This window comes from Teichococcus vastitatis, assembly GCF_003604215.1.
GTDB classification, from domain to species: Bacteria; Pseudomonadota; Alphaproteobacteria; order Acetobacterales; family Acetobacteraceae; genus Pseudoroseomonas; species Pseudoroseomonas vastitatis.
On record NZ_QXGS01000055.1, the window covers coordinates 1 to 14486 of the forward strand.

Consider the following 14486-nt stretch of genomic DNA (forward strand, 5'->3'; position numbering starts at 1 on the left):
CCGGCGCCTCCCTGACCCACCAGGGCGATGTGTGGTCCATCCGCGCCGCGGACGGCTCGGTGACCCACCTCACCATCTCCGGCGTGTCGCAGCTCGCTTCCAACGATTACGCTTTCAGCTAAAAGCGCCTTTCAAAACCTGCCCTGAAGTGCGTTGAAGCAGATGAGGAAGCAGGCGAGTGCGGCGAGAACGTGGGGGATGTTGGGCTTGGTCCGAGGTAGCGCCTCGGATCGTAGCGGATGGCAAGGCGGTGGAAGCGGCTCAGCCGGTCGGTTCATTCAGTTGGGCACCTTCTGCCATTGAGCGGTGTTTGGTCAACGCAGAGTTCGTCCGTCCGCGGACGACGGTGGAAGCAGGCCGCTGGACACCTGGTCGCACCCTACGGGGTGAGGCCGCTTTCGAGATCGGCCCTTCCCTCGCATCGGACCGCCTCCTGTGGCTGCCGCCGCGCAGACCACGAACAGAAGCAAGATCCGCGGCCGGACGGCACCTGCGTCGACCAACCACCGCCCAATAACAGAAGTTGTCCAATTGCCCTGGCTGAGGCAGCAGGTGGCGCCAGGATAAGTCCGTATGTGCCATCCCGAGGATTTCCGGCTCCGCCTTAACCAGACGTTGGAAAGTTTCTGCCAGGAATACTGACGCCGCTTCTGAGAACCGCACCTTCGCGGAGAATCTGGGAGCGCACCCGCAGGATGCGGCTCACAGGCCCCTGAAACGTCGTTCCGACGATCAATACGGTGAATGGAATGCGGAGCACCTGCTTTTCTTCGGCAGGGCTCCGGCGCCAGGGGCAGCCAGGGTCCGCATCGCGCGCACCCGCCACGAGAACACAGGCACATGACGATCCAGGGCGTCTACGTCGGCAATTCGCAGGCCGAACTCTATGACTTCGAGAATTGGCTCGGCGCTGACGTGGACGCGGTCCACAGCTTCGTGGGTTCTTCGTCCTGGGCAGATTTCACAGGCAGCGCCAAATGGGCCACCAACACACTCTGGAAGGGGATCGACGAGAAGATCCTGTGGTCGGTGCCCCTCATCGTCAATGATGGGCAGGCCACGCTCGCTACCGCCGCCACCGGCGCTTACAACGCCAACTACCTGAGCGTGGCGAAGACTCTCCTCGCCTCCCGCGGCGGCGACAGCGACCCCATCTACATCCGCACCGGATGGGAGTCGAACGGGTCCTGGTTCCCCTGGTCCTCGCTCGGCAAGGAGGAAGCTTTCAAGGGCGCCTACCAGCAGATGGTGACCACCTTCCGCTCGGTGTCCGACCGTTTCAAGTTCGAGTGGAACGTCGCCTATGACAACTCCTCCAGCTACGATCCTGCTGATGCCTATCCTGGCGACGATTATGTCGACATCATTGGTATGGATTTCTACTACGCCCAGGAGTACCTGGGCACGGATCCCGTCAAGGCGTTCAACTGGATCAAGAACGCCACGCACGGCCTGCAGTGGCTCGAGGACTTCGCCGCGGCGCACGGCAAACAGACGGCCTACTCCGAGTGGGGCATCAACTCGGACACCGCGGGAGAGTACATCAAGCTGGTGAAGGACTGGTTTGACACCCACGACGTAGCCTACCAGAGCTACTGGGACTTCACTATTCAGAAAGATTTAGTCACCGGGCTGTCGGACAGGACGCTGCCCAGCGCTGGCGAGATCTTCAAGGACATGTTCGGCGACAGCTACTACACCACCGGCACCGCGGCCAAGGAGGCGACGACCTCCCCGGCCAACTACTTCTCCGGCACCGCGGGCCGTGACGACATGATCGGCACCCGCGGTACGGACGTCTTCTACGGCCGGGGCGGCGACACCATGAGCGGCGGCCGGGGTGACGACACATACTACGTCACCTCGACGGCCGACGTGGTGGTGGAGAACGTTGCGGAGGGCAGCGACACGGTGGTGGTGGGTCTGTCCAGCTACACGCTCGGTGCCAACCTCGAGAACCTCGTGCTGATCGGCAACCTGCAAGCCACCGGTACCGGCAATGAACTCGACAACCACATCGTCGGCAACGACGCGGCCAACGTGCTGAACGGCCGCGCGGGCAACGACACCCTGACGGGCGGTCTTGGCAACGACACCTTCGTGGTCGCCAAGGCCGAGGGCAACGACCTCATCACCGACTTCAGCCACGTCCAGGGCGATGTGATCCGCCTCGACGGCTTCGCCTTCCGGGACTTCGCGGCCGTCAAGTCCTCTTCGGCGCAGTCGGGTTCCGACATCGTCATCAGCCTGGGCAGCGGCCAAACGCTGACCATCCAGAACACCCAGCTGTCCGCGCTGACGGCCAGCGACTTCGACCTGGTCAACATCGTGGCGCCCGTTCCCAGCCTCGCCGCCAGCGGCACTGTCAAGGCCTACTTCACCGGCAGTTCAGCCGGTGGCGAGACACTGACCGGCACGGCGGGCAATGACAGCCTGAACGGCATGGGCGGCGGTGACACCATGAAGGGCGGTCTTGGCGACGACACCTACGTCGTCAACCACGTGGGCGACAAGGTGGTCGAACTGGCGGAGGAAGGCGTCGACACCGTGTCCACCTGGCTCGGCAGCTACACCCTGCCGGACAATGTGGAGAACCTGATCCTCACGGGCGGCTCCTGGTCGACCGGCATCGGCAACGCGCTGAGCAATCGCATCACCGGCAACGCTGCGCCGAACACGCTGAACGGCAGGGCCGGAGATGACATCCTGACGGGCGGTGGCGGCGCCGACACCTTCGTCGTCTTCCGTGGCGACGGCAACGACGTCATCACCGACTTCAACCGCGCCCAGGGTGACGTGGTCCGCCTCGACAACTTCGCCTTCACCGACTTCGCGGCGGTCAAGGCGGCTACCTATCAGCTTGGAACGGACGTCGTCATCCAGCTTGCCCCTAACCAGACCCTCACCCTCCTGAACGTCCAGGCCTCGACTCTCATGGCCAGTGACTTCGACCTGGTGAACATCGCCCGCAAGCCGGTGCTGCTGGACAGCCTGCCCTATAGCGGCGTCTCGAAATCCTGGGTCAGCGGAACGGCGGCGGGTGGTGAGACGCTGAACGGCACGGCCTCGAACGACGCGATGAACGGCAAGGGCGGCGGCGATACCATGAGAGGTGGCCTCGGCGACGACAGCTACATCATCAGCCACGCCTCCGACCGCATCGTCGAGAACGCTGGCGAAGGCGTCGACACCGTGCAGACCTGGATGAGCTTCACGTTGCCGGAAAACGTCGAGAACCTGATCCTCACCGGCGGCGGCTGGTCCAGCGGCACGGGCAACGCGCTGGCCAACCGGATCGTCGGCAACGACGCGCCCAACATCATCGACGGCAAGGGCGGCAACGACGTTCTCTACGGCGGCGGCGGAAACGATACCTTCGTCATCGGCAAGGGTGAAGGCACCGACCTCATCCTAGACTTCCAGCTGCACAGCGGCACAGCAAACGGGGACACCATCCTGTTCAAGGGCTTCGGCGCGGGTGCGGTCTTGGTGAGCGACGGCAACGACTTCTCGGTGCGCGCCGAGGACGGCACGGTGACCCACGTGTGGATCGCCAACGTGACCCAGCTCGGCGCGGCCGACTACGCCTTCGGCTGAACAGGAATCGCTCCTGGGGGTCCCTCAGGTGCGATCTCGGTGCGCTTGGGCGGTGCAGCGGGGAGGGAGGCGAGGTACCGTCAGTGTCCCCCCTCCCCTCGTTCAGCTTACACCTTGGGCCAGGAAGCGTGGCTTGCGAGGCTTAACTCACAGGGCCCAGTCGAGATGCGCGTGGCCTTTGGGCGAGTTAACGAAGTCGAGGATCAGCTGGGCGCAGTCCGCCGCGCCGGTAGCCGGCAGCGCCTCCCAGTCCGCTCCCTCGTCCGGTGCCGCTGCGCGGCCCAGCGTCTTGACGTAGAGGCTCTGCACGAATTCCGCATTCGTCTGCCCGCTATGCAGCGTCGCGAACTCCTGGGATGCCGCCACCCTATAGGCCAGCTCCGAAGCGTTTAGGCCTACCCAGAACAGGTCTGCATGGTACGCCAGCCCCCTCCCGCTCTAGACCAGATGTGCGTCTGAGGCGGGGTAGCCCGCCTCAGACGCACATCTGGTCTAGCACCGCCTGGTACACGGCACGGATCAGCCCGGCATTCTAAACCTTGCCTGTTTCCATGGTCGACATCTTCGTAAAAGGCTTTGGGAAGCCTCTGCCCGGCCTCCTTACTTCGACCACATTTTATCCGATAAACCCGGCTTACCAGATGTCTTAAAGGCAAGCCTAAAATGGCAACGTTCGGGCCGCGCTGGGCCTCAAGCGCGGCCTGTGCGTATTGTCCTGTGTGCTTGGTCTAGGGATGACTGGATTCAAGATACTGTTGGGAACACCGGGCTGCTTACGGAGCAGCCCTCCCCTCCCCCCTTATCCACGGCAGCGCCTGTGGCAGGCCTTCTGATCTCCCATGGCCCCGCAGGACCTACTCCAATGTGTTCGGCCGCTTCATCAGTCTCAGGCCAGTTCTCGCAACGGATGGCCCACGGGGCGTGTAGCGTAAGGTGGGTAAGATCACGCTCTAGGTAAGCCGGCCTGTCTTGCGGCCGGAACACGAACGAGGCTCAGGTGTGCCTTTTTGTGATGCCCACCTGCTAGCGGATCGCGGCATGCTTATAAGGCACTGGTGGCGGCGACGGCTTCAGGATGACCCCTTGATCCACCACCTCGATCTTGGCCTTGGGGTAGACTGCGGCGGCAAGGCTCAGTGCGTGCGTGAAGCGCGGCTTGAAGTGGAACAGCTCCTTATAGCCAGCGCCGAACTGCGCCTTGAGCGCCTTCCACGTGATGAGCTTATCGCCAGAAAGCACATGCAGCCGGTAGGCTAGCCAGAGATATGCGTCGAGAGCGGCCGGGTTGTTGCTGATCGCCCGGATTGCGGCCTCCTCCAGCGGCACAGGGTGCTTTTGGAGCTGCTCGAAGAACCCCTCGCTCAGCTTCGCTGTCTCCAGCGAGAGTCGTCCCTGTCGCCCAGTCACCTCGTCGTCGATGAACAGCGCCCGGTCGACGATGCTCTGGTTAACCAGCCCGACTTTGCCCGAACCTTGGATGTGGAAGGTCAGGCGGCACCGGCTGATGCGCTCCGCTTGGTCACGAACAGCCCGCGCATTCGAGCCCCCGATGCTGGCACCGAGCCGAGAGAGCCACTGTCGCAGGCTGCCTCCCAACTCGATCTCTCGCGAACCGGTCCGAAGCGCCTCCGTCTGCAGGAACAGTAGGATCAGTCGGGCGACGGAGCCGTAGGGCACGCCCACGTGCTCCATAGGGCCATCATTCTCGGACGGGCGGAGGCCAGGTTCTACGACGAGCCTCACCCGCTCTCCAGCAATCTCCCAGCGATCGCTTGGTCCGAGGCGACGATGTGGTAGGGCGCACTGGGCCCACCCACTGAAGGCAAAGCCGAGGCTGCCGTCCTCGTCCGCCATGTAGACACTTGCGGCCTCGACGACGGTCCGGTCTACCCCAGCTTGGATAGCGCCGGTCTTTCCCTGCGCCTCCAGCAACTCGTGCACTGTGCCCATGGCAAGGCTGCCCCTGTCGCTGTCGCCAGCCTCCTCCGTTACTGCCACAGCCGGAGCTGCGCCGTCCCTGTGCGGTTTTGCGATGAGGCTATTGGATAGATATTTCTATTAGTTTGCTCGCAAGAAGCCACGGGATAACTCCCGAAGTGTTTGATTCTGCATGAGTGCTCCTCGCAATAAGGCACGCTCTCATCGCAAGAAGCCACACTTTGCCTGTGGGCTCGTGAACCATCCCCCTCGCAAGAAGGCACAGACAGGTCGAGCGACTCCACTCGCTGTATATGTGCCACTAGGGGAAGTAGCCGCATATCCGCCTATGCGCCTTCCCGCCTACTCCCCTTTACGCCCCCTGCGCCGGCCCTCCGGCGGGTTCACGTCCGCTTCTGGAACTGCATACCCTGCGTCCCGCATAAGACGGGCGAAGAAACGCCGCGTGCTGCCCGCCTTGGCGGCCTCCTCCGCAATCAGGTCCGCGAAGGCTGCCGTGACCTTGAAGTTTACCTGCGTGTTGGCAGCCTCGACCGCAGGAGACGCAGGCGGCGATTCGGAACGGATGTGGGTGACGACTGCGGCAGGCGTGTTCCGGGTGGCGTCGGAGAGCTGCGCCGCCAGATCTGCGCCGCTCACACGCTTGGGCTTGAAGCTGTTCATGCAGCTAAGCCCTTAGCCGGAGTACGGGGGATAGCCCCCTTGGCGGCTAGCTCCGCTATCAGGCTAGAGGCCTGCTGCCCCACCTTGCCGGAGATCGGCACCATGCCGCTGAAGGACATCTTCGCGAAGTCGGCCAGGTCTCCGAAGGACTGCTGAAGAGGGCTGATCTTCTCCTCCTGAAGGCTCTCCAGCGTGGCACGCTCTGAGAGGCCCCGCGGCTTCCAACGGGTGAGGACCACGCTATAGGAAATAGACCGTCTAGCCGCCCTAGATAGGCTACCAACCTGCTGGCTAGTCCGCATCGTCTCCAGGACACTGCCGCGGTCGGGCATGCAGGGGATGAGGACGTGGTCAGCCATGCCGATGGCGGAGGCAGCGGTCAGGTTCTCGAAGCCGGCCGTATCCACCAGGACCACATCGTGGTTCTCCGCCAGCTCGGCCGCGAGGTCGACCACCTTAATGTGGTCCACCTCACTGCGGCAGGTGAGGGGAGGGCCCTCGTAGGCCGCAGCATGCCACCCGGCGAAGCTCTGGTTCCGGTCCGCGTCGACCACGGCCACCTTGAAGCCCTGGGCCGCCAGATTGGCCGCCAGAATCATCACGGTGGTTGTCTTGGCACAGCCGCCCTTGCCTGAGGCGACCGTTAGAATATTCCCCATAGCCACCTACCCCTTAGACGGCAGCTATCCCCATAGCTGCCGCTTGGCGGATAGGGACATAGCCAGCAGAAGAGGGCAACGGGGATAGGCGGCTAGCGGGGGGGGAGGGGGTAGCAAGCTGTCCTCTTGTTCGGCCATTTGGGATAAAGCGTCTTGCCAGCCTCCTCAGAGAGGCCGGGCCGATCCGCTGAACGCAGACCGCTTCGAGAGGTCTTTGGCTCAACCGGTAGCCGCAGTTTGTATGCCGCTGCCCGTTCTCCAGGGCGACAGACGGTAGAGCACGCCGTCCAGCATCAGTGTGGTCACGATGGCCCGGCAGCACGTCGCGTGATCTGAGAAGCGTGGATTATCGGAGCTGATTAACCTCCACACCCTTAATCAGCCGCGTCATGGCCAAACCAGTGGCCTCATCGGCTGGAAAGAAGGTCTCGATCGTCACCTCGGCCAGGGTGACATCCACCGCCGTGCCGAACACCGTGGTGGTGCTGAGGAAGCTGAGCGGCCCGTCAGCCCCCGCCAGCCGCAGCGGCACGGCGATGCTGGCCTCTCCGGGCGGAGTAGCGCGGGTCCCCCGTTCCTGGGGCGGCCAGGCATAGGCCTTCAGCTCCTCCAGCAGCCGCAGCAGCACCGCATCCGCGCTGGCCTGCACCTCGTGCGCCAGCCGCGCCAGCAGGTGGGCGCGCCATTCGGCGAAGTTCAGGATGCGCGGCGCCAGCCCCTCCGGATGCAGGCTGAGCCGCAGCACATTGACCGGCGGCTGCATCAGCGGCCCCGACATCCCACCGAGCAGCGCGAAGACGGCCTCATTGGCCGAGATCAGGTTCCAGTGCCGGTCCACCGCCAGCGCCGGGTGCGGGCTGTGCCCGTGCAGGATGCGCTCCATGGCCTGCCGCGCCGCCGCCAGCTCCGGCGCCTGCAACGGGCGCTCGCGGAACACTGGCGCGAAGCCCGCCGCCACCAGGATGGCGTTGCGCTCGCGCAGCGGCACGCGGAGCTGCTCCGTCAGGTGCAGCACCATCGCCCGGCTGGGCCTGGCGCGCTCGGCTTCCAGGCAGCTCAGGTGCCGCTGCGAGATCCCGGCCTCCAGCGCCAGCGCCATCTGGCTCAGCCGCCTTTGCCGCCGCCAGTGGCGCAGCAGAGTGCCGGCCGTGGGCCGCTCCGTGTTGATCATGGCCGGAGCCTAGCCAGCCTCTCCGGCGCACAACAATGACCTGCGAGGTCATCGACCGGTTGCCGGGGCAGGGTCCAGCCTCGCCGCACCGGCCCGCATTCCGCGGCGCCGCCGATCTGCGAGGACCTCCTCCATGCGCGACTCGACTTCCCGCCTGTCCCTGCGGGCCCTGCTGGGCCTCGATGCGCTGAGCTGCGCCGCCATGGGCGCCGCGCTGCTGGCCGCCGCTGTTCCGCTGGATGGCCCTGCCGCCCGCGCTGCTGAGCGAGGCCGGGCTGGCGCTGCTGCTGATCGCGGCCTTCGTGGCGTGGCTGGCCTGCCGGCCCAGCATTCCGCGCTGGGGGCTGAGCCTGGTGGTGGCGGGCAATGGTCTCTGGGCCATGGCGAGCGTGCTGCTGCCGATCCTGGGTCTGGTGTCGCCCAACCTGTCGGGATGGCTGTTCCTGCTCGGGCAGGCTGGTGCGGTGGCCCTGCTGGCCTGGCTGGAAGCCGGAGCGCGGCCTGCTCCGGCGGTGGCCTGAGCCGGAACCGAGGACCGCGCCATGACCTGCTATGCCATCGGCCTGCTGCACGGCGTGCAGAGGTCATCCAAATCGCAGTGCCGGTCTTTAGCTACAAAAGCCATATCGGCATCAACCTGACCTTCCCCCGTATAAGTGGAAACGGGTTACGGCCTACGCAGCCGCGGCGAGTTGTTCCATCTCAGTCGGGGCTTTGTAGCCGATCGCCGAGTGAAGGCGCTGTCGATTGTAGAAGCCTTCAATGAAGGCGAAGAGGGCGGATCGTGCAGCTTGTCGGGTCGGGAATGGCCTGTCCTCCTCGAGTTCAGTCTTGAGACTGCCAAAGAAGCTTTCCGTGGGAGCGTTATCCCAGCAGTCACCCTTTCGGCTCATCGAGCAGAGCATGCCGTTTTTGGTCAGCAGGCGGCGGTAATCGTGCGCGGCATATTGGCTGCCGCGGTCCGCATGGTGCAACAGCCCCGGAGCTGGTCGGCGGTTGGTGATAGCCATCTGCAGGGCAGCAAGCGTCAACTCCTGGGCCAGGGTCTCGCGCATGGCCCAGCCGACCACCTTGCGCGAGAACAGGTCGAGCACGACAGCAAGGTACAGCCAACCCTCCCCAGTCGGAATGGAGGTGAGATACTGTCGGCGAATTCACGCGGCGTGAGCCAGTGAGGCGAAGCGCGTGACCCGCGTCCTAGCACGCGGCTGCCCGTCCAGCCAGTTTACGGCTCTGAGGGCATTCATACTGGTTGCAACACAAAATTGCTGGAGTGCTGTCTTCGCCAAGCCGATGTAGCGGCTCTGGCGCATGCCGAATGCCCGCACGCCCTGCGAGAGCGTACCCTCCACCCCGGCTCGGATCCGATAGCGTTTCTGCCACGCCGCGTCCTCCATCCGCGCCCGTGCTTCGTTCAACGCCTCGTACTCCGGACGGGGGTGGAAGTAGACGGCGCGGCGTGTGTCCTTCGCCGTCGTGCAGAGCGCCCGGGCGGAACAGGCCCGACATTCGGTACGGCTGAACACCGCCCGCAAACGCGGACTGCCGGTCTCGTCGCGTCCCTCTCGCCAGGTCACCGACGTCTTGCCCTGAGGGCAGGTGACGCGCTTGTTCTCCCAATCGATGGCGAAGTGACGTTGTTCGTATCCTTGCCCTGCCAGCCTCTGCCAACTCGCCACGCCTCGGACCGGCCCTTGCAGGACAAGGCCGTGATCCCGCTGACTGCTGACCAGAAGTTCCGCATCGACGTATCCAGAATCCACGAAGTGTTCGCTCGGCAGGAGTTCCTTGGTGGCCAGATGTTCGTGGATATCGGCCGTACTGGCCATGTCCGGCTGCATCGCCGGGCAGGTCTTCACGTGGGTGATCAGGTGTGCCGCGTCATCATCGCAGGTCTCGGTGACATGCACCTTGTATCCCGACCACTCCATCTGCCGCTTGGTGCTGTAATGCATCTCCGGATCATAGGGCGACTGCAGGCGCTCACCGACCGGAGGCAGTTCTTTGCCAGAGCGCCAGCGTGGCCGCCCGTTATCGCGTGCGTAGTGCACCCGCCAGACATCGCGCAGCGTCTGGACCATGTGGACTTCGCGGGCAGCCAAAGGTGCCTCCGCCTCGTCCAGGGCGTCGAGCAGCAGGAACCCGTCCGCCCCGATCTCGAGCGCCAGGGCCTCACGCTGCTCCTGGCTCTTGGGCAGGCGGTAGTCCTCAACGCGACGCGCATACCGCTCGAACCAGATGGGCCGGGCCGTCTTGCGGAGCCAATCCGGCACGACCGCGGCCAAATCGTCGAGCGTGGCCCGGAGCGTCTCAGCCACCAGTTCAAGCAGGTGCAGGTCGTGCACCGCGGCCAGCACATGCGTGCTGTCGGTGCGCTGCTTTCCCCGTGCCTTGACCAGGCCACGGGCCTTGAAGCATTCGGGCATCCGATCCAGCAGCAGGTGCTCCGCCTTGCCAGCCACTAGGCGCGCCCGGAACTCGGTCAGAACACTGAAGTGGAAGCCGGGGTCGGCCAGTTCCAGCCCGAGCGCATATTTCCAGTCAATCCGGGCGCGCACGGCGTCGGCTGCCTGTCGGTCGCTGAGGTGCTCGAGGAACTGGAACACCGTGACCAGCGCCAAGCGCCATGGGGCAAGGCCGGGCTGACCTCGACTGGAATAGAATGGGCGGAAGTCCTCATCCCCATAAAGGTCGCCAAACTCGTCGCGCAGCCGCGTGACCACCGTGCCTCTGGGGAAGGCTGCCCGGGCAATGCGGACAGTCTCAGGCGGGATCTCGCCTATCGGCGCTGGATGGAGGCTCATACAGGAGCCTCGCACACCGAAAGGCCTAGTGGGAATTCGCCGACAGTATCGAGGTGATGTCGGCCAGCCAGACCTTGTTCGGCGCGGAGGCGGCAAACTGGCGATCCAGCAGGTTCGGGGCGAGCGGGAAGGCATGTTTGCTGTCGGTCGTCACCCGGAACCGCCGCTTGGCGCGCACCTGGATGCCATGACGGCACATCAGGCGGGCCACCCGGTTTCGGCCCACCCGCTGCCCCTCGGCCTGCAGGGCCGCATGGACGCGCGGGCTGCCGTAGCGGCGGCGGCTCTCGGCATGGACACGGCGGATGTCCTCGAGCAGCATCCGGTTGGCCTGGGAGCGGGTGCTTTCGGGCCGCTGCCGCCACGCGTAGTATCCGCTGGCGCTCACCTCGAGGACCGAGCACATCACCCGCACGTGGAACACCTCGCGGTGGTCCTCGATAAAACGGAACCTCATCTCGGCGGGCCCGAGAAGATGCCGATGGCTTTTTTTAGGATATCGCGCTCCATCTGCGCCCGCTCGAGTTCCTTCTGCAGCCGGCGTATCTCCGCCTGTTCCGCAGACACCGTCGCTGCCACCGTGACGGGGCGCTCCGCGGTCGGACCCCGACTGCCTACAAATCTAAGCCGCCTCCGCCAGTTGCGCAGCATGGAAGGCTGGATCCCCAGCTCCTTTGCCACCCGCATCAGCGGACGGCCACTGCTCTCCAGCAGGCCTACCGCCTCACGCTTGAACTCCTCCGTGAACTCACGGCGCGTCGTGGTCATCATCAGGGCACCTCGCTCCCTCAGGAGCTTATCCGAGGTGTCCACCAACACGGGGGAGGGTCAACCGACGGCACGGGCTGATCCGCCGCTGGACGGTCACCGATGCCGCCCAGCACGACAGCCGGAGCTTTGCTGCCCTGCTCGATCCCGAGAACACGGCCAGCCGCGTTTGGGCGGACACCGCCTACCGCACTAGGCGCAACCTGGAGGTGCTGGAACGGCGTGGCCTGAGCGAGCGCCTCCAGTTCCGCCGTCCCCCGCGGCGCCAACTCTCCGAGCCGCAGGCGAAGGCAATGCCGCCCGCGCCCGGATCCGCTCGGGCATCGAGCATGTTTTCGCCGCCCAGAAGCACCGCATGGCACTGTTCGTGCGCACCATCGGCCTGGCGCGGGCGAGGGTGAAGATCGGCATGGCCAATCTCGCCTACAACTTCACCCGCCTCGCCTGGCTCAGCACCCGAACTGCGCCCGCATAAACCCGCAGCTCCAACAAGAGCGGCACCCGCCGCCCCGAGCCGATCATCCGGCCCCATCAGCAGGGGCGCGTCACGACCTGAGGTGGCAATACTGCTCGCGGATGCTGCCCCGCGCCGGGTACTTCGAGGTATCCGTGCATCTGCACCCTTCGGGGGAGAGCTTCGCGGTTGCCCGCGACGGGCCGGGCATTGAGGCGCTGCTGGCACGCTTGCAAGCGTTCTCCCCCGCCCTGGTCGTGCTCGAGGCGACGGGCAACTTCGAACTGACTGTCGCGGCAGCCCTGGCCGGGGCTGGCCTACCGCTTGCAGTCGTCAACCCGCGCTAGATCCGCGACTTCGCCCGAGCCACTGGGCGGCTCGCCAAGACCGACCGGCTCGATGCCGAGAGCATCGCCCTTTTCGCCGAGCGCGTCCGGCCCGAACCTCGGCCTGTCGCGGACGCCGAGGCAGCAGCGCTTGCCGAACTCGTCGCCACGGTGCCAGATCATCGAGATGATCGGCATGGAGGCAAACCGGCGCCATCAAGCCCGCCATCCGGGCTTCGCCCGCACCATCGCCGCCACGCTCCGGGCCCTGGAAAGCCAACTTGCAGACCTCGAGCGCGACATCGGCGACGCCGTCCGCCGCTCGCCCGCCTGGCGAGAATCCGACGACCTTCTCCAAAGCGTGCCGGGCATCGGCCCGGTTGCCTCCCGCACTCTCATCGCTGAGATGCCGGAACTCGGCCGCCTCAACCGCGGCCAGGTCGCCGCCCTTGTCGGCGTCGCTCCTGTCAACCGGACACTTCGAAATACCTCGCTGTTGAGACGCCGAACTGATTCACTGGCCTCGGGCAGTGGAGGCGGCGGCAATGACAGGTCAGCCTGGCTTCTTTGATGTCGAGGAGCGGTATGCGGCCCTCTCCGCAACGGGCGATCCGCTGGAGCGACTTGCGGCTGTCGTGAATTTCGAGATCTTCCGGCCCGTGCTGGATGCGGCCCTGGCGCGGCCGGACCGCAGCCGCGGTGGGCGCCCACCCTATGATGCGGTGCTGATGTTCCGCGTGCTGGTGCTGCAGGCCCTCTACAGCCTCTCGGATGAGCAAGCCGAATTCCAACTCCGCGACCGGCTATCCTTCATGCGCTTCGCGGGGCTCGGCCTGCACCAGGCGGTGCCGGATGCAAAGACGATCTGGCTCAAACCGTGAGCAGCTCAAGCAGGCCGGTGCTATCGAGGGGTTGTTCCGCCGCTTCGACGCGGTGCTGGCGGCCAAGGGCCTTCTCGCCATGGGCGGGCAGATCATCGATGCCACGATCATCGCCGCACCGCGCCAGAAGCTCACTGTGGAGGAGAAAGCCACCATTCGCGAGGGCGGCACGCCGGCGCATTGCTCAAAGGCCAAGCGGGCACAGAAGGATCACGACGCACGCTGGACCCTCAAGCGCGGCAGGACCAAGCCCAGATCAGAAGGCCATCAGCGCCAGGCCATCCAGATTGCGGTGCCGATCTTTGGCTACAAGAGCCATATCGGCATCGACCGACGGCACGGGCTGATCCGCCGCTGGACGGTGACCGATGCCGCTCAGCATACACAGCCGCAGTTTCGTGGGTCTCCTGGATCCCGAAAACACGGCCAGCCGCGTCTGGGCCGACACCGCCTACCGCACCAAGCGCAATCTGGAAGTCTTGGAGCGGCGCGGCCTGTCCGAGAGGATCCAGTTCCGCCGGCCACCGCGGCGTCCACTTTCCGAGCTGCAGGCCAAGGCCAATGCGTCACGCGCCCGGATCCGCTCGGGCATCGAGCATGTTTTTGCCGCTCAGAAGCACCGCATGGCGCTGTTCGTGCGCACCATCGGCCTGGTGCGAGCGCAGGTGAAGATTGGCATGGCCAATCTGGCGTACAACTTCAGTCGCCTCGCCTGGATCAGCACCCAAACTGCGCCCGCATAGCCCCGCAGCTCCATGAAAAGCAGTGCCGGGGGCGCCAAGCCTATCATCCAGCCCCACCAGCAGGGGCGCGTCACGACCAGAGGCGGCCATCCCGCTCGCAAAGGCCGTGCAGCAGCGGGTACTTCGAGGTGTCCAACCGCAACAGTGGCCAAAAGCGCGGCCACAGAGCCATAGCCGGCGGCAGAACCGCCGTCCGCAGCGTCCTCTACATGGCCACGCTCTGCGCCGTCCGCTGGAACCCAATCCTTCGCGCGCATTACAGCCAGCTCACCGCTCGAGGACGCCCCAAAAAGGTCGCCATCGTCGCCTGCATGCGCCGCCTCCTCGGCATCCTCAACGCCATCCTGAGGTCCGGCCACCCATGGCAAACCGCTTGACCCGCAACACGGTCGCTCAGACGAATATTCGGTCTAGCAGTCTGTCGGATTTCCCTCCGGTCTGAAATCCGCGAATCTGATGGGCATGACGCAGTTTATCCCCTT

10 protein-coding genes and 4 pseudogenes are annotated in these 14486 nt (G+C 65.1%); 5 read left to right on the plus strand and 9 right to left on the minus strand.

Features of this window, described 5'->3' with window-relative positions:
• Positions 1-840: 840 nt before the first annotated feature.
• Positions 841-3597: a glycosyl hydrolase gene (locus D2K64_RS24705; protein WP_162306231.1), complete on the plus strand. Its 2757-nt coding sequence runs from the start codon at positions 841-843 to the stop codon at positions 3595-3597.
• A gap of 147 nt (positions 3598-3744) precedes the next feature.
• Here D2K64_RS24705 and D2K64_RS21630 read toward each other — a convergent pair whose 3' ends face one another.
• The 5 genes from D2K64_RS21630 to D2K64_RS21650 all read right to left on the minus strand — a co-directional run bounded on the left by D2K64_RS21630 (position 3745) and on the right by D2K64_RS21650 (position 8028).
• Complete coding sequence (locus tag D2K64_RS21630; protein WP_157986019.1) at positions 3745-3963, minus strand: DUF4214 domain-containing protein; 219 nt, start codon at positions 3961-3963, stop codon at positions 3745-3747.
• A gap of 657 nt (positions 3964-4620) precedes the next feature.
• Entirely contained in the window at positions 4621-5289 is a 669-nt protein-coding gene (locus tag D2K64_RS21635) for a replication protein RepA (RefSeq protein ID WP_306418949.1), read from the minus strand.
• 588 nt (positions 5290-5877) lie between these two features.
• On the minus strand, positions 5878-6198 hold the full coding sequence (locus tag D2K64_RS21640; RefSeq protein WP_120010445.1) for a hypothetical protein: 321 nt from the start codon (positions 6196-6198) through the stop codon (positions 5878-5880).
• Positions 6195-6857 carry a ParA family protein gene (locus tag D2K64_RS21645; protein WP_120010446.1) on the minus strand — a complete coding sequence of 221 codons (663 nt, stop codon included), beginning with the start codon at positions 6855-6857 and terminating at the stop codon, positions 6195-6197. The genes D2K64_RS21640 and D2K64_RS21645 overlap by 4 nt, the downstream gene beginning before the upstream one ends.
• 346 nt (positions 6858-7203) lie before the next feature.
• Positions 7204-8028: a helix-turn-helix domain-containing protein gene (locus tag D2K64_RS21650; protein WP_120010447.1), complete on the minus strand. Its 825-nt coding sequence runs from the start codon at positions 8026-8028 to the stop codon at positions 7204-7206.
• 239 nt (positions 8029-8267) lie between these two features.
• Here D2K64_RS21650 and D2K64_RS21655 point away from each other — a divergent pair, with 239 nt between their 5' ends.
• Positions 8268-8549 (plus strand): hypothetical protein, encoded by a 282-nt coding sequence (locus D2K64_RS21655; RefSeq protein WP_120010448.1) that lies wholly within the window; start codon positions 8268-8270, stop codon positions 8547-8549.
• Between the two features lie 153 nt (positions 8550-8702).
• On the opposite strand, the pseudogene D2K64_RS21660 reads toward D2K64_RS21655, so the two are convergent.
• From D2K64_RS21660 to D2K64_RS24710, 4 genes and pseudogenes are all read right to left on the minus strand, one after another.
• Positions 8703-9167: pseudogene (locus D2K64_RS21660) on the minus strand (IS3 family transposase); the annotation flags it as partial.
• A 15-nt stretch (positions 9168-9182) separates the two neighbouring features.
• On the minus strand, positions 9183-10832 hold the full coding sequence (locus D2K64_RS21665) for an IS1182 family transposase (RefSeq protein WP_120010450.1): 1650 nt from the start codon (positions 10830-10832) through the stop codon (positions 9183-9185).
• Between the two features lie 52 nt (positions 10833-10884).
• Positions 10885-11600, minus strand: a pseudogene (locus D2K64_RS25710) (IS3 family transposase); the annotation flags it as partial.
• 771 nt (positions 11601-12371) lie between these two features.
• On the minus strand, positions 12372-12578 hold the full coding sequence (locus tag D2K64_RS24710) for a hypothetical protein (protein ID WP_157986021.1): 207 nt from the start codon (positions 12576-12578) through the stop codon (positions 12372-12374).
• Between D2K64_RS24710 and D2K64_RS21685 the strand changes: the two genes are divergently transcribed.
• From D2K64_RS21685 to D2K64_RS24715, 3 genes and pseudogenes are all read left to right on the plus strand, one after another.
• A complete protein-coding gene (locus D2K64_RS21685) occupies positions 12568-12951 on the plus strand; it encodes a transposase (protein ID WP_157986022.1) in 384 nt (127 codons plus the stop codon). The two genes, D2K64_RS24710 and D2K64_RS21685, sit on opposite strands and share 11 nt — an antisense overlap.
• Positions 12926-14004 (plus strand): annotated as a pseudogene (locus tag D2K64_RS21690) (IS5 family transposase). Before D2K64_RS21685 ends, D2K64_RS21690 begins: the two are co-directional and overlap by 26 nt.
• Positions 14005-14138: 134 nt before the next feature.
• Positions 14139-14381, plus strand: a pseudogene (locus D2K64_RS24715) (transposase); the annotation flags it as partial.
• Positions 14382-14486 lie beyond the last annotated feature (105 nt).